This window comes from Rosistilla oblonga (genome assembly GCF_007751715.1).
Lineage (GTDB): Bacteria > Planctomycetota > Planctomycetia > Pirellulales > Pirellulaceae > Rosistilla > Rosistilla oblonga.
The window spans coordinates 5383940-5406845 of the sequence record NZ_CP036292.1 but is presented as its reverse complement, the minus strand read 5'-3'; the positions used below and the strand labels follow the sequence as shown (position 1 = coordinate 5406845).

18 protein-coding genes are annotated in these 22906 nt (G+C 58.0%); 9 read left to right on the top strand and 9 right to left on the bottom strand.

The genetic code is table 11. The features are described 5' to 3' along the window. The first annotated feature begins 612 nt into the window (after window positions 1–612). Both CA51_RS19105 and CA51_RS19100 read left to right on the top strand, forming a co-directional pair. Entirely contained in the window at window positions 613–903 is a 291-nt protein-coding gene (locus CA51_RS19105; protein WP_145122802.1) for a hypothetical protein, read from the top strand. Between the two features lie 234 nt (window positions 904–1137). Then, window positions 1138–3414, top strand: coding sequence for a SulP family inorganic anion transporter (locus CA51_RS19100; protein ID WP_145122801.1), 2277 nt, complete (start codon window positions 1138–1140; stop codon window positions 3412–3414). A 169-nt stretch (window positions 3415–3583) separates the two neighbouring features. Here CA51_RS19100 and CA51_RS19095 read toward each other — a convergent pair whose 3' ends face one another. Further along, the gene (locus tag CA51_RS19095; RefSeq protein ID WP_231745782.1) at window positions 3584–4624 is read right to left on the bottom strand and encodes a DUF1559 family PulG-like putative transporter; all 1041 of its coding nucleotides are present in this window, start codon (window positions 4622–4624) and stop codon (window positions 3584–3586) included. A 540-nt stretch (window positions 4625–5164) separates the two neighbouring features. Between CA51_RS19095 and CA51_RS19090 the strand changes: the two genes are divergently transcribed. Then, window positions 5165–5866: a methyltransferase gene (locus CA51_RS19090; protein ID WP_145122799.1), complete on the top strand. Its 702-nt coding sequence runs from the start codon at window positions 5165–5167 to the stop codon at window positions 5864–5866. 75 nt (window positions 5867–5941) lie between these two features. On the opposite strand, the gene CA51_RS19085 is transcribed toward CA51_RS19090, so the two are convergent. Further along, window positions 5942–6190 (bottom strand): LapA family protein, encoded by a 249-nt coding sequence (locus tag CA51_RS19085; RefSeq protein ID WP_197451316.1) that lies wholly within the window; start codon window positions 6188–6190, stop codon window positions 5942–5944. A 128-nt stretch (window positions 6191–6318) separates the two neighbouring features. Between CA51_RS19085 and CA51_RS19080 the strand changes: the two genes are divergently transcribed. Both CA51_RS19080 and CA51_RS19075 read left to right on the top strand, forming a co-directional pair. Then, window positions 6319–7257 (top strand): ion transporter, encoded by a 939-nt coding sequence (locus CA51_RS19080; protein WP_145122797.1) that lies wholly within the window; start codon window positions 6319–6321, stop codon window positions 7255–7257. A 4-nt stretch (window positions 7258–7261) separates the two neighbouring features. Next, window positions 7262–7723, top strand: a complete 462-nt coding sequence (locus CA51_RS19075) for an acyl-CoA thioesterase (RefSeq protein ID WP_197451315.1) — start codon at window positions 7262–7264, stop codon at window positions 7721–7723. Window positions 7724–7744: 21 nt separating this feature from the next. On the opposite strand, the gene CA51_RS19070 is transcribed toward CA51_RS19075, so the two are convergent. After that, entirely contained in the window at window positions 7745–9181 is a 1437-nt protein-coding gene (locus tag CA51_RS19070; protein WP_145122795.1) for a DUF1501 domain-containing protein, read from the bottom strand. A 38-nt stretch (window positions 9182–9219) separates the two neighbouring features. Beyond that, window positions 9220–12438, bottom strand: a complete 3219-nt coding sequence (locus tag CA51_RS19065) for a PSD1 and planctomycete cytochrome C domain-containing protein (protein WP_197451314.1) — start codon at window positions 12436–12438, stop codon at window positions 9220–9222. A 233-nt stretch (window positions 12439–12671) separates the two neighbouring features. On the opposite strand from CA51_RS19065, the gene CA51_RS26225 reads away from it, so the two are divergent. Further along, on the top strand, window positions 12672–13409 hold the full coding sequence (locus tag CA51_RS26225; RefSeq protein ID WP_145287424.1) for a tributyrin esterase: 738 nt from the start codon (window positions 12672–12674) through the stop codon (window positions 13407–13409). A 31-nt stretch (window positions 13410–13440) separates the two neighbouring features. Here the strand turns inward: CA51_RS26225 and CA51_RS19055 are convergent, their stop codons facing one another. Continuing rightward, window positions 13441–14559 carry a 3-keto-disaccharide hydrolase gene (locus CA51_RS19055; RefSeq protein ID WP_145122792.1) on the bottom strand — a complete coding sequence of 373 codons (1119 nt, stop codon included), beginning with the start codon at window positions 14557–14559 and terminating at the stop codon, window positions 13441–13443. A gap of 169 nt (window positions 14560–14728) precedes the next feature. After that, a complete protein-coding gene (gene hemP, locus CA51_RS19050) occupies window positions 14729–14923 on the bottom strand; it encodes a hemin uptake protein HemP (RefSeq protein WP_145122791.1) in 195 nt (64 codons plus the stop codon). 351 nt (window positions 14924–15274) lie between these two features. Between hemP and CA51_RS19045 the strand changes: the two genes are divergently transcribed. From CA51_RS19045 to CA51_RS19035, 3 genes are all read left to right on the top strand, one after another. Then, window positions 15275–16924, top strand: a complete 1650-nt coding sequence (locus tag CA51_RS19045) for a Kelch repeat-containing protein (protein WP_145122790.1) — start codon at window positions 15275–15277, stop codon at window positions 16922–16924. Window positions 16925–17256: 332 nt separating this feature from the next. Next, window positions 17257–17739 carry a hypothetical protein gene (locus CA51_RS19040; protein ID WP_145122789.1) on the top strand — a complete coding sequence of 161 codons (483 nt, stop codon included), beginning with the start codon at window positions 17257–17259 and terminating at the stop codon, window positions 17737–17739. Window positions 17740–17793: 54 nt separating this feature from the next. After that, a complete protein-coding gene (locus CA51_RS19035) occupies window positions 17794–18585 on the top strand; it encodes a TIGR00282 family metallophosphoesterase (protein WP_145122788.1) in 792 nt (263 codons plus the stop codon). A 336-nt stretch (window positions 18586–18921) separates the two neighbouring features. On the opposite strand, the gene CA51_RS19030 is transcribed toward CA51_RS19035, so the two are convergent. The 3 genes from CA51_RS19030 to CA51_RS19020 form a co-directional block, all read right to left on the bottom strand. Further along, the gene (locus CA51_RS19030) at window positions 18922–19734 is read right to left on the bottom strand and encodes a M48 family metallopeptidase (RefSeq protein ID WP_145122787.1); all 813 of its coding nucleotides are present in this window, start codon (window positions 19732–19734) and stop codon (window positions 18922–18924) included. A gap of 839 nt (window positions 19735–20573) precedes the next feature. After that, the gene (locus CA51_RS19025; protein WP_197451313.1) at window positions 20574–21518 is read right to left on the bottom strand and encodes a dihydrodipicolinate synthase family protein; all 945 of its coding nucleotides are present in this window, start codon (window positions 21516–21518) and stop codon (window positions 20574–20576) included. 65 nt (window positions 21519–21583) lie between these two features. Further along, entirely contained in the window at window positions 21584–22882 is a 1299-nt protein-coding gene (locus CA51_RS19020; protein ID WP_145122785.1) for a DUF1501 domain-containing protein, read from the bottom strand. Between the last annotated feature and the right edge of the window lie 24 nt (window positions 22883–22906).

The following is a 22906-nucleotide window of genomic DNA, read 5'->3' as shown; positions in this document are numbered from 1 at the left end:
ACTGTGTAGCGGGAGACCGGCACGGTTTACGGCGTTGCGATGTGCTCGCAAGCGGCGGACGGTGCCGGATCGGTATGAGGGCTTAGGGGTAGGCAAGCTAGCAAAATCGAGTTGCACATCGTCCAACCAAAGGGACCGGGAAATGTGCTCCCCAATTCTAGATGGGGCCTGCGGAAACTGTAACCCTGATTTAAGGGAGTCCACGTATCCGTAGTTTTGCTCGGTCGGATTCGTTGGATTTCAGAGATGGCATCGATTGTCGATGGAAGGACGCAGCCGGGATATTCAGATTGGAAGGAGCTGAGGCAGGGCGATGCTGGTTTATATGGTGAAGTCTTGGTGAAATCTGGTGGGAAAACGATTGTTGCTTGCAGCCGTCGACAGGGCGGTCCAATCGGGCTTAATGCTTAGGAAAAGTTCACGAAATGGAGTGTCGTGGTCGACGAAATACCAAGCCTGACGCTTGCCGCGACGCCGGAAGAGAACTTGTCAACACTTGCCGGCCCGCTAAAATGAGCGGAGAGCGCGAAGTTCCTCTTCGTGTCACCTGTCTGCTGCACCTGCATTTTGATTCCCATGCCAAACCGTTTCCGCCTCGGACGACTTGACGGAATGATGCCGTGCATCATGTTGGTCCTGCTTGCATTGCCAAGCTTGGGACTGACCATGTCGACGTCGCGTTCGCTGTTTGGCAAAGAGCGGCCGGTCGAAACCGAAGAGGTCGAAGAGCGAGTCGCTTGTTCTTCGCAGCGTCGCGAGCGAGCGTCGCGCCCGCTTCAACGCGTGACAGCGGCGGTTTTGTCGATTCCCGCCCGCTGGTCAACGCTCCGTGCAATCGCTCGTCCTATGCCGATTGACGGACATCGAATTGCCAATGGCCTCTTAGCACCGATGCGGTGTTAGCTCCGCTTTCTGTTTGTTCTCACGTCGTCTGAACCCCCTTCGTGCAATCGCGATAATCGATTCACGCTACCGTTCCGTTGATAGGTATCGGGTGAATGGTTGGGATGGCTTTGTCCAAAGAATTGCTGCGCTTGTCGCTAGCGTGGGCGCACTGTTTATCGCGGTGCGCTCGGCTCTCGCTCGGGCTCCGCAACGATTGTTGCTAAAAGAATTCATTACAGAAACGGTACGTCGATGCCTCAGAATACTAACTTGTTTTCACCTTCTACAGTTGCCCGTGACCTCGTCGCCGGGCTGGTCGTCTTTTTGGTTGCCTTGCCATTGTGTTTGGGCATCGCGTTGGCTTCGGGAGCCGATCTGTTTTCAGGTCTGTTGTCGGGAATCGTGGGTGGGATAGTGGTCGCTGTGATCAGCGGTTCTCACACCAGTGTCAGCGGACCGGCCGCCGGTTTGACAGCGATTGTTGCCGCTCAGATCGCGGTCCTCGGTTCGTTCGAAGCTTTCCTGTTGGCCGTTGCGATCGCCGGTTTGATCCAGATCGGATTTGGTATCGCCAAAGGGGGCGCGCTGTCGGCGTTTTTCCCCTCCAGCGTCATTAAGGGGCTGTTGGTTGCGATCGGTATCATTCTGATCCTGAAACAGATTCCTCACGTCTTTGGTCACGACACCGATCCCGAGGGGGAGATGTCGTTTCAACAGCCCGATCAAGAGAACACCTTCTCCGAATTGTTGACGCTTGTCGCTGGCGAGATCCACATCGGCGCAATGGTCGTCGGTCTATTGTCTGTTGCGTTGTTGGTCGTGTGGGACCGGATCCCCAAGCTGAAAAACTCACTTGTTCCCGCCCCGCTGATCGTCGTCTTTCTGGGCGTTGGTTTGAGCATGTGGTTCCAGGGGATGGGTGAGGAATGGTCGATCACCGCAAGCCACTTGGTTCAGATTCCGATCGCCGGTAGTTTTTCGGAGTTCGTTGGCTTTTTGCGACTGCCCGATTTCACCCAGGTTGTGAACCCGGCGGTTTATATCGCAGCGATCACGATTGCCGTGGTGGCTTCGTTGGAAACGCTTTTGAATCTGGAAGCCGTCGACAAACTGGATCCCGAAAAACGCAATTCGCCCTCCAGTCGCGAGTTGATCGCGCAGGGTTGCGGTAACTTGACCTGTGGTTTGATCGGTGGTCTGCCGGTCACGTCGGTTGTCGTTCGCGGTTCGGTCAATGTTGGTGCAGGGTCGAAGACAAAACTCTCCGCTATTTTCCATGGCGTGTTGCTGTTGTTGAGCGTTGCACTGTTGCCGCGTTACATGAACATGATTCCGCTGTCGGCATTGGCTGCGATTCTGTTGGTGACCGGTTTTAAATTGGCCAGCCCTAAACTGTTCAAGCAGATGTGGGACGAGGGACGCTACCAGTTCCTGCCGTTTATCATCACCGTCGTTGCGATCGTCTTTACCGATCTGTTGGTCGGAATCTTGATCGGCTTGGCGGTCAGCGTGCTGTTTATTTTGAACAGTAACCTTCGCAGCCCGATCCGCCGGATCGTCGAAACGCATCTGGCCGGCGATATCACGCATATCGAATTGGCAAACCAGGTCAGCTTCTTGAACCGCGCGGCGATCGAACGGATCTTGAACGAATCCAAACGTGGAACCAATCTGTTGATCGACGCATCGGATTCGGATTACATCGATCCGGATGTCTTGAGTTTGATCCGCGACTTCAAAGAGAACGTCGGTCCGGCGCGAGGTATCACGGTCAGCTTGAAGGGCTTTCGGGCGAAGTATCAACTGCAGGACGAGGTTCAGTTCGCCGATTATTCCAGCCGCGAATTGCAAGACCGAGTTGCATCGGATCAAGTGATCGAACTTCTCCGCGAAGGGAATCGTCGCTTTGTCGATGGCACGCGGTTGAATCGCGATTTGGGACGACAGGTCAATGCGACCTCGGGAGGCCAGAACCCGCTGGCGGCGATTTTGTCCTGTATCGATTCGCGGGTTCCCACCGAACTTGTCTTCGATCTCGGCGTGGGAGATATCTTCAGCGTCCGCGTGGCGGGAAATGTTGTTGGTACCAAATCGCTCGGCAGCCTCGAATACGCCGTGGGCGTGGCGGGGGTTAAGTTGGTTGCGGTCCTGGGCCACACTCGCTGTGGTGCGGTGACTGCCGCGGTCAATTTGGTCGCCAACGGGCAAGACGCGATGTCGGTGACAGGATGCCAGCATCTGCAGTCGATCGTCGATGAGATTGCTTACAGCGTCGACGGAGCCGATCCCAAGGCTCTGGATCAGATGAGCGAGGAAGCCTTGGAGGCGTATGTCGATGAGGTCGCCAAGCAGAACGTCCGACGGACGGGGGAAGAGATCCTGAGCCGCAGCGATGTGATCCGCAACGCTGTCAACGGAGGAACTGTCAAGTTGGTTGGCGCCTTGTACGATGTCAAATCGGGAAGGATCGAGTTCCTCGACATCCATGGTTCGGTGAACGAATCCGAACCGCTGAAGGCTTGCCAGTAGACGCGGTTCGCGTTGTGAGAAGTTCTGCTCGCGTCGATCATTCGGCGCGAGTCGATCGGGTTGAATCGGCGGCTCGACATACGGGCGAACCGGAACACGAAAAAAGCTCGCCTCTCCTCGATCGGGAAAGGCGAGCTTATCGATTGGTTTAACGTTCGCGGTCGATCGTTTATTGGTTGACGACTTCGCCGTTCTGAGCGGTGTTCAGCGGACGCCAAACGCCGACGTTGTCGATCGTTTCGGAGAAGAAGCGAACCGATCCATCAGCCATCGCGGTGTTGACGCCGCCCGCGTGGTAGCTTCTTGCCGCAGCGTAAACGTTTTCGGTATCGCGTTCTTCGGTGCAAGCCAACAGCGGGAACTTGTTATCTGGAATCGCTTCGTCGCACGCTGCGATCACATCCCGCTCACGCGAGTTGGGATTCAGAAAAGCGGAGAAGACGGTTGCTCCCATCGCTGGCGACATCCAGACGCCGCGAATGTCGGGGCTCGACGTTCCGCTCAGCCCATCGCTGCCGATGATCTCGCTGAGTGCAACGGTGTTGCTCATTCCATCGGTGAAGTCGCGGCTGCCCATTCCCTTGTTGTGTTGGAATTTGTTCGACGTGCCACTGGCGGAATAGACTTTGCTTTGTGGCAGGTAAACGGTCCCAAAGGCACCGCGAGTGCTGGGAGATTCCCAGGAGAGCATGTTCCCCGAGCCCCAACTGGCGGCATAGTTGCTCCCTTTGCCGAGAGCTTCGAGTCCGTAGCCACCATCGCTGAATTGCTTCGAAAGTTTGACCGCCGATGGGCAGCGCGAGAACGCAGGCAGTTGCTCGCGTCCGAAGTGAGCGTTGCTGGACATGTATTCGCAGTGATCGCACGGGTTGGACGTGCTCGCCATCGCTTCGTCGCAGACCTTAACTTGTTCCCACAGAGCGGGTTGTTCGACATAGGGTAACAACAGCGCTAGCCAGTGCCAGCCCAGTTGTTGTTGTCCGTGCTGCCAGCCACCGGTCTTAAAACGATTGTCGGTCGTGTCGAAGTTGACGTGTCCCGGTGGCAGCGAGCCGTAGGTGTCCATGTGATTGTGCAACGCCAAACCGAGTTGCTTCATGTTGTTCTGGCACTGCATTCGTCTTGCCGCTTCACGCGCCGCTTGAACCGCTGGCAGCAGCAAGCCGACAAGGATTCCGATGATCGCGATCACGACCAACAGTTCGACCAACGTGAAGCCACGGCGGTTCGAACGAACTGAGAGGGTTGAAGTCTGTTGTAAACAGCACACTGGGGTTTGCTCCGGTTTTGTATCAAATGGATCGAAGTCTGCGTGGCGACAGCGGCCGACGCGGGTACCGCATCTCGATGGGTACAACTTCAAAAAGCACGGGCAAAGTACCTTGCGACTGTGAGGAACGGGCTTTCGTTTGGTGAAGATCAAGTTAACTGATGGTGCCGTGCCAATCCCGGTTTCGCTGTGGAAGATAACGCCCCCAGGCAGCCGTTCTGTGACGCTCGCGACGACGCTAAGCCCCAGTTGGAAACGAGAAAATTCCAAAATTGTTGAACTCGAATCAAGCAGATCTCGTTCCCGAGAGGGCGTTGCCTGGCCTGCGAGGATCTGGTGTCGTTGCGTGTGCTTAAAACGGCCCGAGGCGCTGCATTGCTGATCGATAGCGTCAGGCGCTGTGCTGGTTGTGCGAACCGACTATTATCAGCTGTTTTTAGTCCCCACTTGGGGATGTGTCGTCTGCGGAAAGGGTGATCGATGGATTTGAAGTCAATGGTTTACGAAGTCACCCATCCGATCTTGGCGATGGTTCGTTCGAACCACTGGCTGATCAAGCAGTTGTTTGGCGTGAAGGTTCCCGCCGAGGTGGATGTCAGTTTCGATCCGACGACCGTGGCGCTGCGGCAAGCCGTTTGCGACACGCTCACTCCCGATGACACCGCCGTTTTTGAGATGGGGATCGGGCAAGCGGCATTGGTCGGACTGTCGGTCGCCAAACAATGTCACGTCGAATTGCATGGCGCCGATTGCTCGACAGCGCGAGTGGAATCATCGCAGCTGGTGGCTGAAGCAAATGATGTGTCGACGCGGTTTGTCGTCAGCGACCTCTTCTCGGGTGTCGATGCCGAGAGTCGGTACGATGTGATCTTCTTCAACGTTCCCTACGTTCCGTCGCAGCAGGGGCAAGACCTTCAATTGACCAAGCGTCTGGGAGTCGACGGCGATCAGGTTTGGGACGGCGGCCACGACGGGACCCAGGTACTTCGCGAGTTCTTGAACCAGGCACCCGCTTTTCTGTCGCCTCACGGCCGCGTCGTGTTTGGCGTGCAGAATCTGTTTGTCCCCGACGACGTCGTTTTGCAAGTGATCGAAGATTGCAAATACCAACTGGTTCAGCGATCGACGCGGCGCTGGGTGCCAAGCTGCTGTTATGTCGTCAGCCCCGCCGACGCCCGATAACTCGCCGGCGGATCGATCTCTGGGGAAACGCGATTGTTCGTGAATCGAGGCTCTGCTGGCCGGTCGGGAGAGCTGCTACTTCGCTTTGGCCGAGTTTTTGGAATCGGCTGGCACGCCGGTGACTTTCAACTTTCGCGGGATTCTCGCCCCAAACACGACTCCCACCGCAAATCCGATCAGCGCCGTGACGCAGATCAGGATCGTGACGGGGACTTCAAACTCGGAAAACAGCAGATTCAGGGCAACTTTGCCGCGGTTCAGGTAGGCGATAATCACCAGCAGCAGCAGGAACGAAACAACAAGAATCAGCTTTAATCGGGCCATTCGCGCAATCACGTGGTTTGAGGCGACATCGGGAGTTTGTAAAGTGGTCGTTCCGCGATTCGATGATACCGGAAACCGTTGCATCGAAAAACCAACATAGGCGCCGAACCGAAGAAGCTTTGGCCTGCATGAACGTTCACGATCATTTCACTCGCCAAGAACGCCGTTTGCAATGCCCGGCGTCGGGCTGGCGACGCGAACTCTACATCATCATCTTCGAATCGGACACGCCGACGGGCAAGCTGTTCGATATCGGGCTGTTGATCGCGATTCTGGTCAGCGTGGCCGTTGTCAGCATGGAAACGGTCAGCAGCGTGGCCGATCGATACTCATGGTACTTCCAGGCGTTGGAGTGGTCGTTCACGATCCTGTTCACCGCCGAGTATTTGGTCCGGCTGAGCTGCGTGCGGAAACCGCAACGCTACATGTTCAGTTTTTGGGGGCTGATCGATCTCTGTTCGATCCTGCCGACCTACATCTTCTATCTGGCGGGCAGCCATTTCGCTTCGGTTGCGATGGTCCGATCGATCCGATTGCTGCGGGTGTTTCGGGTTCTGAAGCTGCTGCGTTTGATGAGCGAAGCGGACGTCTTGTACCGCAGCATCTGGGACTCTCGCGGCAAGATCGTCGTCTTTCTGTTCACCGTCGTGATCGCCGTCACGCTCAGCGGAACGTTGATGTACCAAGTCGAAAACTTCGACGACCACTTGAACAATCGCGCCCCCAGTTCCAGTTTCGATTCGATCCCGCAATCGATGTATTGGGCGATCGTGACGATGACCACCGTCGGTTATGGCGATGTCGTTCCCAAGACGACCGCGGGCAAGATTATCAGTGCCGTCTTGATTTTGTTGGGGTACAGTTTGATCATCGTGCCGACAGGTTTCGTCACCGCTCGGTTGAGCGAGACGGTGCATGCTCGCGACCGATTGGGGAATCGAGCCCTCGCCGATGAAAATGAAGATGACGAACTGAAAACATGCCAACGCTGCGGTCGCGATGATCAACCGTCCGACGCGCGATACTGCAACCAATGTGGCGAACCGATGCCGCGGGAAGAAGAGTAGACGATTGAGCTCCACCGAATTTCAACGACCGACAGCGCTACAAGACTTTCCCATCGTCGTCCGGATTCCGATCCAATGGGGCGATCTGGATGCCTATGGGCATGTCAACAACGTGGTCTACATGAAGTGGTTCGAACACGTTCGCTGTCTCTACGGCGAGCGGGTTGGCGTGGAGGTCGTCTCGCGCGATAGCGGCACCGGAGCGATCGTCGCCTCGGTCCAGTGCAAGTACCTTCGCCAGCTGAACTTTCCCGGCGACGTGGCCGTTGGCGTCCGCGTCTGTCGCGTTTCGATCGGCAGCGTGTCGCTGGAGTGTTTGATCGTCGATGAAGCGACCGGCGTCCCGGCGGCTCAGGCGACCTGCGACGTCGTGCTCTACAACTTCGCTCAACAAAAACCGGTCCCCGTTCCCGACGCGATTCGCGAAGCGGTTGAAAAACTCGAAGGCAAATCGTTTCCGGTCTAGGCCCGTCAAGCGTGGCACGCGTTACGCCAAGATGTCGTGTATCACGTGGCCAAAGTCCTGCTCCAGCCGCTTGTGCCCGGCGACTTCCATGCGGTGCGAATCCAAGCCCAATTGGTGCATGATCGTGGCGTGGATGTCGGTCACGTAGTGCGGGTTTTCGGTCGCATGGAATCCGATCTCGTCGGTCGCCCCGTGGGCAACGCCTCCCTTGATTCCGCCTCCCGCCATCCAAACGCTGAAGCCGTAGGGATGGTGATCGCGTCCGTCGCTCCCTTGCGAACCGGGAGTGCGGCCGAATTCGGTGGCAAACACAACGAGCGTTTCATCTAGCATTCCGCGTTGCTTCAGATCCTTCAACAGTCCCGCGATCGGCCGATCGACCTGCATCGACAACTGGCTGTGCTTCGCCTTCAGATTCGAATGCTGATCCCACGCGCCGGCCGCTCCGCCGCCGTGCATGATCTGAATAAATCGGACGCCCTGTTCGCTGAATCGCCGGGCGGCAAGCAGTTGCTCGCCAAAGGCCCGCGTCTCGGGTTGGTCCAAGCCGTACAGGTTCTTGGTCGCTTGCGTCTCTTGGTCGAAACGGATCACATCGGGAACCGCGGTCTGCATCCGGAACGCCAGTTCATACGACTTGGTTCGCGCTTCCATCGCCGCGTCGCGTGGGTATCGAGAATCGCTCAGCCGATTTAGCTGGCTGACGAGATCAAACCCCATCTGCTGCTCCGTCGGCGTCACCGCTCGTTGCGGCGAGGCGTAGTCGAGCGGATTGCTCGGGTCGACCTTCAATTCGACTGCATCGTAAGCCGGCCCCAGGTAATGCCCATCGCGACGGTCGAAGAACCGCGGCCCCATGCTGATGAATTGCGGCAGGTTCTGGTTCAACGTTCCCAAGCCGTAATTGATCCAGGCCCCAATCGTCGGCACGCGAGGGTCGAGCATGTGGCGTCCGGAATGGAATTGAACCTGAGCGCCATGATTATCGTCGGTCGTCCACATCGAACGGACGACGGCGATATCGTCGATGCACGAACCGATGTGCGGGAACCAATCGCTGACCTCGATCCCGCTCTGCCCGTACGCCTTGTAACCGACCTGCAACGGATAGAGTTGCTTGCGTTGCTGGCCGTTGGCATCGTTGACGACAACGACCCGCACCCGTTTCAGCAATTCGGGATCGCTAACGTTGGCGTACGGCGTTTCATCGATCGACTTGCCGGCGAACTTGTTCAACATCGGCTTGGGATCGAAGCTCTCCATGTGGCTGACACCGCCACGCATGAACAACCAGATCACGTTTTTGGCTTTGGGAGCGAAATGCGGACGGCCGTCGGGCAGATGCAGCCCCGCCGCGTTGGCTCGCCTTTCGTCGGCCAGCATCGATGAGAGGGCGATCGACCCGAGTCCCAAGCCGGCTCCGGACAGGAAGCGGCGACGGTTGTGTGGATCGTTCATTTGTGAATCGAATTGCGATTTATTGGCAGCCATTTTTCTCACCGAATCGAAATGTAATCGTTGTGGTTCAGCAGCGCGTGGATCAATCGCTGTCGCGCACGGACATCGCGCTCCGCCGCGGATTCGAGCGTCGATCGATCGACCAATTGGCGACAGAAATCGGCGCACGCCTGTCGCTCCGAATCGGCCGGCAACCGCGCCAGCAGCGTCAGGAACGCTTGATCGATGAAACTGGCGAGCGACGGATCGGAGGTCGCATCACCAATCCGTTGAGCGATCTTTTCGGACATCGTCAGCGACAGTTCGCTGTTGGCCATCGCCAACGCCTGCTGTGGCACGATGCTCTCGTTGCGGAGATAACATTGCAGCAGATCGGCATCGTCGAACATCGACAGGAATTTGTCTTGCTGGTCGCGCGAGTGTTTGAAATACAGGCTGCGACGTCGACTCTTCGGACCCGGATCGACTGACGGCCCGCCCGCGGTCAGGTCCAATTCGCCCGCCAGATGCAGCAAGCTGTCGCGAACGGTTTGCGATTGCATCCGCCGCGTGTTCATCCGCCAATAGAAGGCGTTGGTCGGATCGGCCGCCAGCGTCGTCGCATCGGCATCGACTGTCGACGCCGACAATTGGTAAGTCTGCGACGTCACCATCATGCGATGCAGATGCCGCATGCTCCAGCCCGATTCCATCAGTTCAGCCGCCAGGTAATCGAGCAGCGCGAGATGCTCCGGCGGTTTCGCACGCAGACCAAAATCGAAGACCGATTCGACCAGCGGCGTCCCGAAATGCCGAGCCCAGAGATGATTGACCGCCACCCGCGCGGTCAACGGATTCTTGCGATCGGTGATCCAGCGAGCAAGTGCCAGCCGCCGGCCGGTGCTTTGCGAAGGGTAGGTTGCCCCGTAATACGAATCGTTGTGCGCGGGAGTCTCTAAAGCTTTCTTGGACGCCCGGACCGATTTGTATTTTCCTTTGCCAGCTTCGGCCGCCAGTCGTTGTTTTTCCGCCTTCGTTCGCTTCGCTTCCGCGGCCTTGCGTTTATTCGCATCCTCGCCAGCGAGCAGCAGTTCGTATTCCGCGGTGGCTTGCAAATTCTGCGCCTGACGCAGCGCTGCGATCGACGCCGCCGCGGTCGTTGCGGCTTCGTCGGCATCCTCGGCGAATCGCAGTCGATCGGCGGCGATCGTTGCGGTCAGCGAAGCTTCGGCAGCGCGAGCGGCCTGCAATTTGGCGGCGGCGATTTCGACAGCCTGCTTGATCGTGGCAGGCGTTGCGGGGGCTTTCCCCTTCGCTGCTTGAAGCTTTGTGTCGGCCGCCAACGGTGCCAGGGTCAGGTGATTCAGGGCCAGCGTGGCATCAAAACCCGAGATCGAAAACCGGCCGGACTCTCGCCGCTCGGGCAGATGAGTCGCCAACAGGAATTCATCGTCCAGCCAGACGTTGATCAGCGTATCGCGAACGGCGATTCGCAGCTTGTATTCTTTGCCGACAGCGATCTGTCGCGACACGCGTCCCGCGCCGGGATAGTTGCTCTTCCCCTCCCGCGCGTAAGCGACTTGGACTTTCGGCCCCGGTTCGTGGGCGCTGCTGTAGACATAATTATTGAACTTGCCGTCGGCTGAATCATCGAATCGGAACATCACCGATTTGTAGGTGTCGCCGCCGGTGGTTGTGTATTGGCAGGTCAGATCAAAGTCGCGCGGGTGCGGCGTCTGCAAATGCAGGAAGTGGCTGTCGCGGCCGCTGATCGTCTGCAGCAGCTTCCCCTCTTCGAATCGCCAGCCCTCGCCGACAAGTTCCCATCGCTTGGGATCGAGCGCATCGAACGACTCTTCAATCGCCGCGACTTCGGTTTCGTCGTCGGCCTCGCTGGTTGGTTCGGGAGTCTTGGGCAATTGAGCCGCTTTCTGTTCAGCGGCCTGCAATTCGGCTTCGGCAGCAACGATCCGCTGCTTCGCATCGGCTAGCTGATCGCGGGCGACATAGTCGCGGGAACCGGGAGCGTAAGCCCAGGCTGGCAGTTCGACGGGCTCGACCGGTGGCGCAAAACTGGCCAACAACGCGGGCACGCCCGGCGTGATCTCGGTATCGGGATCGGGCTTCGTCGGGTCGCCTCGCAGGTGCAGGAAGGTTTCGGCTTGCAGGTGGTCGTCGAAGACGCGCGGCAGACCGTCCTTTTCAAAATCGGTTTCGCCTGGGACGGGATCCAGCCGCACTTGATGCGGTTCGAAGATCGCTCGCATCCGGTAATAATCGACGTGCGTGATCGGATCGTATTTATGGTCGTGGCACTTGGCACAATTGAGCGTCAGCCCCAAGAACGCTTTGCCGGTATGTTCGATCGTGCTGTCGAGCCAAGTCGTGCGATTGAACAGATAATAATTCCGCGCCAGGAATCCTGTGGCCCGAAGGACGTCGGGATCGCTCGGGGCCAGTTCGTCCCCGGCCAACATCTCCATCACCATCTGGTCGTAGCCCTTGTCGGCTTGCAGCGCTTCAACGATCCAGTCGCGCCAGTGCCAGATATGCTTTTGGCTGTTGCGCAGCTGAACTCCCAGCCCGTACCAATCGCTGTAACGCCAGATGTCCATCCAGTGCCGAGCCCAACGTTGTGCGTGTTCGGGGCTAGCCAACAATTCGTCGACGATCTGATCCCAGGGACGCTCGTCGGCCAGCTGTTCGCTCGTCGGCGGCAAACCGATCAGGTCCAGATACAATCGTCGCAGCGCCAGCGGACGGTCAGCCGGCGGTTGAACCTTCAACTGCAACGCCTCGCGACGAGCTTGCAGGAAGCTGTCGATTGGATTTGCGATCGCCATGTCCGATACGGTGCCGGAGAGTTTGGGAGTCGGCGGCTTCTCGACAGTTAAGAACGACCAATGTTGATCGGGAGCGACCGGCGTCGGTTCGTCCGGTGCGATCGCCCCGGCATCGATCCAAGCTTTCAGCAACGCAAGCTCTGCCGGTTTCAAAGCCGCTCCATCTTCGGGCGGCGGCATGCGGTCGTCATCTGGCGAACAGACGCGTTCAAACAGCAGGCTTTCCGCCGCGTTGCCGGGAACGATCGAATCGCTTTCCAGCATCAACGCCCGCGTTTCCAGCCGCAGATCGGCTTCCTGTTTCAGCACTCCGTGGCAGGAGTAACATTTGGTTTCCAACATCGGTTTGATGTCGGTCAGATAATCGACAGCAGCCGCAGGTTGGCCGCAGAGTGCGACAAACGTCAGCGCCAGCAAGAGCTTGGAAGCTTGCATCTCGATACCAGTGCGGAGGGGGGGAGGCAGGCGAAAACCGGCAGCCGGGCGAACCCCGATCGAGCGGCTGGCTTTCGTAAAGGCAGGAAGGAGCTTTATTGTAGCCGTTTTGCAGCGGCCGGGCCAATTCCGTTTGTCGGTTTGAATCGGCGGGGCTTTGCAGTTGGGATACCCTTGTGGTTGCCGATCAGCAACAATAGGTGAGCAATCAAACTCTTCAAAGGAATTCAGTCGTGTCGGATGAGGCAAAGAGCGAATCGTTGGCGACGATCGACATTTCTGAATTGGACGCCGGCGAGGTTCTCGAGCGGTTGCGTGCTGTCGAAATGCCCGAAACGATCGATCACGAAACGCCATCGATCGAACTCCGCCGCGCCCGTGGTGGCGACAATCTATTGATGGGGTTGGACAAACCGTGGCGGATCAACGTCCGCGGAACGCTGGGCGATTATGCGTTGGCTTTCAATCGCTTGGCTCATGTCCGCGTGACCGGTTCGGTGGGCGACGGTTTGGGCGAGAGCATGGTCTCTGGGGCGGTTCGCGTTCACGGCAATGCAGGCGTTGGAGTCGGCGTGGCGATGACCGGCGGAACGCTAGCTGTTTACGGGAACGCGGGGGACGGATGCGCCGCGGCACTGCGTGGCGGCGAGGTCTTTGTCCGTGGCGACGTCGGCCACAACGCGGCTCACGGAGCCCTGCACGGGACGCTGGTGATCGGCGGCGATGCGGGGATGAATCTTGGCGAAGCGATGATGGACGCGATGATCTTCATTCGCGGCCGGATCGGTTCGCTGGGCCAAGGCGTCGCCGAGTTGCCGCTGATTCCCAAGGACAGCGTCCGCCTGGGCCTGCTGTTGATCAACGCCGGGATCCGCGGCGATGCCAAAGATTTCCGCCGGATCGTGCCGCAACGCGTCTTCGACGAGGAACAGCGGCGGAAGGGAATCATCGGTCATCCATCGTGGCGATGACCGCAGATGTTCTTCGCGGCGTCGACGCCGATCAGTTCAGCGGACGAATCCAGATGTTGCGGTAGCGGACGGGAGTGCCGTGGTTCTGCAACACGATCGGCCCGGCCGGTTGATCTTCGCTATAAGGCTGCAGCTCTTTATCTTTCACGCTTCCGACAAGTTCGCGGCGGTGGTGCAGGAGGATGCCGTTATGGATCACCGTCATATAAGCGGGTGATTCCAGTTTGCCATCCTTGAAGGTCGGTGCTTCGAAGACGATGTCGTAGACCTGCCATTGGCCGCTGGGACGCGAGGCGTTGACCATCGGCGGGTGCTGGCCAAAGATCGCGCCCGCTTGTCCGTCGGCGAAGGTGCGATTGTTGAACGAATCGAGAATCTGTACTTCGTATTTGCCCATCAACAACACGCCGCTGTCGCCACGCTCTTGGCTGGCACCTTGAACGACTTCGGGCGACGCCCATTCGATGTGCAGTTGGCAATCGGCAAACGTATCGAGCGTACGCAGGTGCCCGGTTTCGGGGACGACGGTCACCGCACCATCTGCGACCGACCACAGAGGTTGATAGATCGATCCGGGATCTTCGGGCAACAGTTGGCCCCAGTTGTCGAGATTGTTGCCATCGAACAGCACGATCGCGTCGCTTGGCGCGGTACCTGGCTTGTCATAAGTCGAAGCGTTCCCCGGCACAATCGCTCGCGGGCGGGGGCGGTTCATGTCGTGAACCTTCCAGCGTTGGCCGCGAATAAAGGGTGTGTTGCTGTAGCCCAACGACGTGATTTTTTTCGGTTCGGGCTTCGCTTCGACTTTGGGTTCCTCCGCCGCAGGCTTGGCCGGCTCAGCTTCCTTCTTCGGCTTGGCTGGCTTTTCGTCAGCCTTCTTCTCCTGCTTCGCCTCGGGCTTGTCTTCCGGTTTCGCTTCCGTTTTTTCTTGAGGCTTCGCTTCGGCTGGCTTCGAATCCGCCGGTTTGGATTCCTTTTCCGCAGCTTCGGCTGGCGGTTTGGACGCTTCCGCTTTTTCCTTCACTTCGGTAGCCGCTGCCGCTGGTTTGTCGGCGGCATCTTGAGCTGTGGCGGTCGCGATCAGCGACAGGCTCAATCCGAGGAAAAGGAGCAGACGGGGAAGGGCGGTTGAAAGGTCGGTCGAAGGCATTGGGGGCAGTCTCGAGGAAGCAGAATTTCAGTTCCGGAAGGATCGCGCGATCCGGCTGCGAATCAAGCGCGCATGGGGACTGATATAAGCTAATCGCCCGCTCGTTCGACTGCCACCACGAACGGGAAAATCCAGGCCGCAGAGGGCCGGTTGGTGCGGGAGGAACGGATCATTTCGTTAGGATCAGTTTACCTTGGCGGGTTTTTCGCAGCCGATAGAGTTGCCCATCGCTGGTGATCCAAACTTCGTCGCCACAGCGAGGGAGATCGTTGAACTGAATGACTTTGGGAAGATTCAGAGCTGCCGCCGCCAGTTCTTGTTCTTTGGCGGCGGCATCATCTTGCGGGGCGGAATCGTTTGTCATCGTCGTAACCACCGTCAGGTGCTTGTGTTGCGCTAATTTGAAAATGTTCGCGAGCAATCCTTGATCGCAAATCAGAGGCTCAGTATATTCAATTGAAACTGATTCTCAATAGCGTTTGGCTATCCGACGACGCAGCAAGCGATAGATACAGGCCCCCTTCTGGCGGGCTCTGCTCCCTAGCCAGCCACGCTCGGTCCGATTCCGGTCTCCAATGGAGGAGCCGGCACAGATTCCCCTCTGGTGTGCAAGTAAACTGCCGCGACGCCATCGTCGCGGCGCAACTGTGGTCGACGCCGCGTCGCCCCGCACACATCAACCGATACCTCTCTACCGTGGAAGAAAGAGAAGAGAATGAACATCAACCTCTCGCGTTTGCTTCAATTGAGCTTCGTCTCGCTTGTGATCTTGAGCGGACAAGCGATGGCCCACTTTCCTTGGCTCGCCATCGACGACGATCGACATCCGATCCTGTTCTTCGGTGAAGATGTCACCGACCGCCAGTACCATCTGCCCGAATCGCTCGCCGAATATCCGCTGGCACATCTCGATGCCGACGGCAAGCGAACCGCGTTGTCGATGCAGCCGATCGAGAACGACGATCTGATCGGTCTGCGAGCCGAAGCGGCAGTTCCTGCCAGCGGCAGCATCGTCGGTTCGCAAACCTACGGTCTGATGCGTGGCAGCAAGCTGGTCTACTACACACAACAAATACTCGACACCGATCCTGCCAAGTGGTCAAAATCCGCGCCCGCCGGAATCGATCTCGCCGCCAGCCTGATTCCGAACGAAGACGGGATCCGCGTCGTGGTCACATTTAAAGGCAAGCCGTTGCCCGAGGTCGACGTAAAACTTTATTGCGACGACGGCGATGAAGAGGGTTCGGCGACGACCGACGATCAAGGCGCTGTCGTCTTTGCCGGTGAGCAGCTGGAATTGGGATACAACGCCTTGCGAATTGGCTTCACCGACAAGCAGGAGACGGGCAAATGGAAGGACGAAGCCTTCGAAGGGGCCGCCCACTATCTGACGGTTGCCTTTCCATGGCAGCTGGCTGGCGAAGCGACTTCCGCGAAGGATCAGGTTTCAGTAAGCCCAACCAAGATGGCCGACTTGCCCGAGGAGCTGACGAGTTTCGGCGGAGCGATCGCTGGCGGCAAGCTGTACGTCTACGGCGGCCACACCGGCACGGCTCACTCGTATTCGACAGCCGAACAATCGAACCGGTTGTGGGCGTTGGATCTACAACAACCGAGCGAGTGGAAAAAATTGTCCGCCGGACCGCGGATGCAAGGCTTGGCGATGGTTGCTCACGGCGACAAACTGATCCGCGTCGGCGGCTTCACCGCGATGAATGCGGAAGGCGAGGATCACGATCTGCATTCGCAAGCGACTGTCAGCCAGTTCGATCCGGCGACAAACAAGTGGACCGACCTGGCGCCGTTGCCCGAGCCGCGGTCGTCGCTCGGCGCAGCGATCATGGGAGACGTCGTCTACGTCGCTGGTGGTTGGGCGATGGGAGATGCCGAAGAGAACGTGTGGCATCAGACCGCCTGGAAAATGGATCTCAGCAAATCCCCCGCGACTTGGCAACCGATTGCGACTCCGCCGTTCCAGCGCCGGGCTGTCAGCGTCAGTGCACACGATGGAAAGATCTACGTGATCGGCGGCATGGGGCACGAGGGGAAAACGAGTACCCGGACCGACATCTACGATCCCAAGACCGACACCTGGACCGAGGGGCCAAGTCTGATCGGAAAACCGATGACCGGATTCGGCAACGCCGCCTATTCGCTGGCGGGACAACTGTATGTCACCGCGATCGACGGCTCGATCCAACGACTCCGCAGCGACGGCAAGCAGTGGGAGATCGTCGGCAAGTGCGATCCGGGCCGCTTCTTCCACGTCATGCTTCCGCTAGACAAACGCTCGTTAATCCTTATCGGCGGAGCGAACATGTCGATCGGAAAATTCACCGACATCGAGCGGATTGATATCAAATAACGGCGGGCGCTGGCCCCTTCAGCTGTTTTCAGGACGAGCTTTCCGAACCCCATTAATCGCTGCCCGCACGGTCGATCTGACCGATGCGGGCTTTTTCTTTGCCATTAGGTTTCTTTTGCAACGGTTTGAGCAGTTGTGCGGTAGGTCGGTTAAGCCGCTTGAGATGAACGTTTTACCTCGCTTCGCGTGCGGATTTGCTTCGCATCACGGTCGAAAATTCGGTAGACTTCATATGGAAAGCGACCGGTCGTATGGTCGCGATATTCAGTGGACGCAGGACCTTCGAAGTGTAGCCCGACACCATTCTTTTCTCGATCGCAGGAGCTTCTAGTATGAGCGTTTCTAACAAAGCAAAGACTGTCACCATCAACCCGGCATTTTTGGCCGACGTGAAGGATTTGCATCAAGAACTCTGGGACGGGCTGCATGCGTTGCAGGAGATGTGTTCCCTGCCGATCTCGCTGGAAGGAAAGTGTTTCGAGTTTATTGGTCGATTGTCCGACTTGCGCGACAAGCTGGCGTTCCAGTTTTCGGTCGAAGAGGCTTACGGTTATTTCGATGACCCCGCCTTCTGCTGCCCGACGTTTGCGCGTCGGTCAGGCGAATTGCTGCAACAGCATCGCGACCTGTACATGGAGATCGATTCGATCGCCGAAAGAGCGGAACAATTGTTGAGTGTTCGCGATTTGGCCGCTTTGACGACCATTATCCCTGTCGCGTTCGACCGGTTTGCCGATAAGTTACAGAAGCACGAATCGGCCGAAACGCAATTGATGCACGACGGTCTGATGCAAGATATCGGCGGCGGCGACTAAAAAGCCACGCCTTGGACCAATGACCGGCATTTTTGAATTGAGAAGGATCTTTCCTTGCGTTTATTGTTTTTAGGAGACATCGTCGGCAAGCCTGGCGTGCAGGCTTGCGTTGCGATGGTGCCAGGTCTACGCGACGAATTGCAGACCGATTTAGTGATCGTCAACGCGGAAAACTCCGCCGACGGATCGGGGCTGACGACCAAGCAATTCCAAAAGTTGGCTGCCCACGGGATCGATGCGTTTACGATGGGTGACCATATCTATCGCAAACGCGAGATCATTCCGGTGCTGCAGAAAGATCCGCGGATCGTCAAACCGGCCAACTACCCCGCCTCCGCTCCCGGCAAAACCTTCGCTATCGTGGAGACGGCGTCGGGGATCCAAGTCGCCATCGTCTCGCTGATGGGCCGCGTCTATATGCGTCCTGTCGATTGCCCCTTCGCCGCTGCGGACCGCGTGTTGGCGGAGATTCCCGAGAACGTGAAAGTCCGTTTTGTCGACCTGCACGCCGAAGCGACCAGCGACAAACAACTGCTCGGTCGTTATCTGGACGGCCGCGTCAGCGCAGCTCTCGGCACGCACACGCATGTCCCCACCGCGGACGCTCGCATCCTGCCCGGCGGCACCGCGTTTATGTGTGACGTGGGGATGAGTGGCGCGTACGAGAGTATCATCGGCCGCGAGATCGACCCGGTGATGCAGACGACACTCTCATTCAACCCGACCTTCTTCCACGTCGCCAGCAAAGACGTCCGGTTATGCGGCGCGGTGATCGAGATCGATCCAGAGACCGGCAAAGCGATATCGATCGAAAGGTTCGAACGATCGTGGAGCGGCAGCGCGTAAGTCGGTCGTCGGTCGATCGTAAACAACGCGCGGGGCGTTGCCACCGCGGTTAAACGAAGCCGTATCGGGCGTCGTCAAGAGTTTCGTACAGGCTGTTCCCTGGAACTGCAAATCGTTTAACCGCGTGCCCATCGGGCCGCGCTTCGAACCTCATGGACGCGCGGGGCGTTGCCACCGCGGTTAAACGAAGCCGTATCGGGCGTCGTCGAGAGTTTCGTACAGGCTGTTCCCGCGAATCGAAAATACGCCGCCGGTGTACGCACATTGAACACGACCGGAGCCGATGCCGTTTCCGGTCGTTGCTCCCGACCGTGAGACGCAGGGCTTGTCTTGTCGTTAGCTCTTGGCTTCGATCGCTCCGTAGCGGCGCAACAGTAGCGGGTGGGACATCGCCGATTCCGCTTTTTTGCTGTATTTGTTGCTCACCACTTGCTGAGCCTGTTTGGCGAAACTCGCCTTGTCGACGCGAGGGTATAGTCGTGGGCCAACGGCTAACAAAGTCATCGCGTCGAGTCCCGGTTGAGGGTTTTGCTGCATCGCAACCGAGACCGCATCGCAGGAGAATTCGTCCAGACGCGACAATGTTTTGTAATGCGAGGAGATCATGCCGCGGAACAGTCCGGTGTGTCCGAGCGCGTGGTGCGCCAGTTCGTGGCCGATGATGAAGTCCAAAATCTCCGGATTGTTGTTGTCCAACGCTCCGTAAACGATGTCATCGATTAAGACGATGTTCTGTTTCGATCCGATCTTCAGCGCAAAAGCGTTCTGTTGATTCGATTCGATGATGTACACATCTGGGAGTGTTTTGAGTTCCAACTGGCCCGCCATCCGCGCCACCGATTCGTAAATCGCGGGAAACTGATCGGGAGCAACTTTGACTCCGTTCCCCATCAACACCGCCTCGGCCTTCTTCGCTCGTTGGTTGTATTTGACCAACGCGATCAACCAAGCGATCAGGGCGATTCCATACGTCCCCACGATGGTCAGCAGAACGAGGATCGGGCCGACGATTCCAAACAAAATCCAACCGACCATCGCATGGAAACCGGTGCCACGTGCCACGTGCTCCTTCGGTTTCACTCGCGGCGCCGCAAACGTACCGGGTGAACGGGTGGGAGAGCTGATCGGATCATCAAACGTGCTTGCCATTAGGGAACTCCGGTGGTTTTTGTCACTAACTCTATCTCTCTCCCTCTGGCGGAATTACGGAGCTGCCCGAGGTGGTGGAGGTGAGTTTAGCGTCTTCGGATCTTCGGCACCACTATTTTCAGTCGCCTTCGAGTGAGAGGAATCTGGTGGGCCGCAACAGGAGGAGATGTGGGGGCTGAAAATATCCGAAGCTCCTCGTCGCAACGACCAGGGGAGCCCGCGTCTTCATCGATTTTTCATCTCTCGGCGACATGCCGTCGAACCGCGTCAGCAACGCAGCGGCATCGATAGCGAACGAGGTCGGTAGCCCGGTGCACGGAAACTCTTCGCGAGAAGAAAACGCATCGTTTAACCGCGTGCCCAACGGGCCGCGCTTCGAACCTCATGGACGCGCGGGGCGTTGGGCACGCGGTTAAACGATACGGTTCGACGCGTTTGCCGCAAAACCAGATCCCGCAGGGCTCGCAGAAGGTAGCCGGTGGTCTGAGCGTAGCGAATGCCACCGGAAACGATCACGCAATCGCTGGTCGCCCCCGACGAGGGCGCAGAACCGTCTGCAATCCCGTTGGGATTGTGTTGCGTAATGAGGCTCGCGATCCGGAGGTGCGCCGCTTCGCGACGACCTCCGGCTACCGTCTTGAATCCCTTCGGGAAGCCTCGAGTCGGCTGCAAATCGTTTAACCGCGTGCCCAACGGGCCGCGCTTCGAGCGTCACCAACGCGCGGGGCGTTGCCGCCGCGGTTAAACGAAGCGATTCGACGTGTTAGCCACCGAGATCACCGAGTTCGCAGAGAAATGCAGAGGAGACTCTGTGATCTCTGTTTCCTAAGTCGTGCATGCTAGACGCCAAGCGTTGACTTCAGTTGCTCGAGCACCACGGTCAGCTGCTGTCGCTGTTCGGGCGTGCAGGGACGATGTGGCGGCGCCAGGTGATCGTTGCAAATCCCCAAAATCGAGAGGGCTGTCTTGGTGATCCCGATCAGTGGCAGAAGCGGCGCGGAGCTGTTTGCGACTTTATAAATGGGGGCCAAAGCGTCGATCTTTGTTTGGAAACCTTGCACTGCGGCGTCGTCGTTCTTCCGATGCGCTTGCATCAGGCTTGAGAACAGTTTGGGGAATAGATTGGTTCCCAAGTTCACACCGCCGGTTCCACCGACGCGGAGCGAATCGGCCAACAGCGTTTCGTGACCAATCAAAAATGTCCAGTCGGGGCGAATGGACTTCAGGCTCGTCAGTTGGCGGAAATAATCGAGGTTCTGACTGCTATCCTTGATCCCCACGATCTGATCGATCTGAGCGAGCTCGGCAACTGTCTCGGGAGCAAACCAGAGCTTCGTCATGGCGGGCATGTTGTACAACAACAACGGGAGATCGATCCCTTGCAGGACGGATTGGACAAACGTTTTCAGCTCCGCTTGATCGACGGGATAGTAGAACGGAGTCGTGAGGACGACGGCATCAGCTCCCGCGTCGGCCGCCACTTGAGCCAAGCGTTTCGTCTCCACGACCGAGTTGTCGGTGATGCCGACCAAGACCGGGACGCGTTGGTTGACGATTCGACACGCCTTGCGAACAAAGTCCGCCCGCAACTGGTGACTCTGGCTGACGATTTCACCCGACGAACCGAGTAGAAAGATGGCATCAACGCCTCCTTCAATCTGATGTTCCAGCAGCCGTTCACAACCGGAGTCGTCGAGGCGATCATCGTCTGCCAAAGGAGTGACGATCGGTGGGACGATCCCTTGAAAACGGGAGGACGGTTGTGTGGTGGGCGAGCTAGGCACTGTCAGATTCCGTTCGGGGATGGTGGTCAACGTTTCAAGGAGGGTTCATCGATGGGGGCGGTGTATCAACCAAACAATTTGGCGATTGGATTCCCTTGGTCGGTGATTGGGACCGGGCGATCGCCATTGTAGAGATATTTGGAGTAATCGATCCCTAGCGCGGCATGGACTGTCGCGAACAGGTCGGGGACTGAAACCGGATCGGCAGCAATTGCCTGCGACAGCTCATTCGTCTGTCCATAGGCACCGCAGTGTTTCAAACCGCCGCCGGCAAGCACGCACGTGAACGCAGAACCTTGGTGTCCGCGGCCGCCGCCGCTATCGAATTGAGGTGGCCGCCCGAATTCGGTGCTCACCATCACAAGCGTCTTGTCCAGCAGACCATGGTTTTCCAGATCGAGAACAAGCGTCGCAAGGGCGTCGTCGAGTTCATGGATCAATTTGTGCTGGTCGAGAATTCCACGGTTGTGAACGTCCCAGCCGGCGCCGTTGAGGAAGTTCAAATTGTGAGAGACTTCGATGAATCGAACTCCCCGTTCGACCAGCCGCCGCGCTAACAGACAGCGTTGCCCAAACTCGCCTCCATAATCTTCCCGAAGCGCCGCCGGTTCACTCTCCAGTTGAAAGCTGCGCATGAAATCGGGGCCGCTGAGTCGCAGCCCAAGTTCGGCTGCGGCGTCATAATCTCGCAACGCTCTGTCTGCCAGTTCCGGTTGCGCGCGACGGGCTTGAACTAGCAACTGCTCTCGACGCTGTTGGCGTTCGCGAGAAACCGTCAAGTGCCGGGCCAGACCGGTGGGGCCGCGGCCGGTGTCGGTCAGGTATAAGTAACTGTGTTGAGCACCGAGGAACCCCGGGCCTCGCGAGCTGTTGGGATAACCGATAAGAACGTAAGGAGGTGCGGATTCGGAGATGGCGCCACGCTCGTGCGAGACGATCGATCCCAGCGATGGGTAGACAACAGTTCCACTGACGGGCCGCCCGACGTGCATCCAATTGGTCGCGGCGGCATGTTCGTCGATCACGGAATGGTGCACCGTGCGAACCGCGGTAACACGATCCATGATCGCGGCGACTTTGGGCAGATGTTCGCAAACGCTGACGTCGTCAACCGCTGTGGGGATCGAGTCGTAATAGGATCCCGGCGTCTGCTTTTTGGGATCTCCCTTCCTCTTCGGATCAAACGTATCGATCTGACTCATCCCGCCTCCCAGCCAGATCGAAATCACATGTTCGGCTTGTCCTTGCAAGCGATCCTGCTGGCCCGCGGCGGCGAGCGCGGGGGCTGCTGAGAGCCCAGCAACTGTCGCTCCCGTCGCGAGGAACTGTCGGCGTCCCAACGGGGAAGTCGGTGATTTGGCCATGTTCATATTTCCGTAAGTTCGGTA

Excerpts from the sequence above, each read along its gene's own strand:
- CA51_RS19085 (WP_197451316.1), bottom strand. The coding sequence starts at position 6,190 with ATGGCCCGATTAAAGCTGATTCTTGTTGTTTCGTTCCTGCTGCTGCTG.
- CA51_RS19100 (WP_145122801.1), top strand. The coding sequence starts at position 1,138 with ATGCCTCAGAATACTAACTTGTTTTCACCTTCTACAGTTGCCCGTGAC.
- CA51_RS19070 (WP_145122795.1), bottom strand. The coding sequence starts at position 9,181 with ATGAACGATCCACACAACCGTCGCCGCTTCCTGTCCGGAGCCGGCTTG.
- CA51_RS19020 (WP_145122785.1), bottom strand. The coding sequence starts at position 22,882 with ATGGCCAAATCACCGACTTCCCCGTTGGGACGCCGACAGTTCCTCGCG.
- CA51_RS19055 (WP_145122792.1), bottom strand. The coding sequence starts at position 14,559 with ATGCCTTCGACCGACCTTTCAACCGCCCTTCCCCGTCTGCTCCTTTTC.
- CA51_RS19040 (WP_145122789.1), top strand. The coding sequence starts at position 17,257 with ATGAGCGTTTCTAACAAAGCAAAGACTGTCACCATCAACCCGGCATTT.
- CA51_RS19045 (WP_145122790.1), top strand. The coding sequence starts at position 15,275 with ATGAACATCAACCTCTCGCGTTTGCTTCAATTGAGCTTCGTCTCGCTT.
- CA51_RS19065 (WP_197451314.1), bottom strand. The coding sequence starts at position 12,438 with ATGCAAGCTTCCAAGCTCTTGCTGGCGCTGACGTTTGTCGCACTCTGC.
- CA51_RS19105 (WP_145122802.1), top strand. The coding sequence starts at position 613 with ATGATGCCGTGCATCATGTTGGTCCTGCTTGCATTGCCAAGCTTGGGA.
- CA51_RS19090 (WP_145122799.1), top strand. The coding sequence starts at position 5,165 with ATGGATTTGAAGTCAATGGTTTACGAAGTCACCCATCCGATCTTGGCG.
- CA51_RS19030 (WP_145122787.1), bottom strand. The coding sequence starts at position 19,734 with ATGGCAAGCACGTTTGATGATCCGATCAGCTCTCCCACCCGTTCACCC.
- CA51_RS19080 (WP_145122797.1), top strand. The coding sequence starts at position 6,319 with ATGAACGTTCACGATCATTTCACTCGCCAAGAACGCCGTTTGCAATGC.
- hemP (WP_145122791.1), bottom strand. The coding sequence starts at position 14,923 with ATGACAAACGATTCCGCCCCGCAAGATGATGCCGCCGCCAAAGAACAA.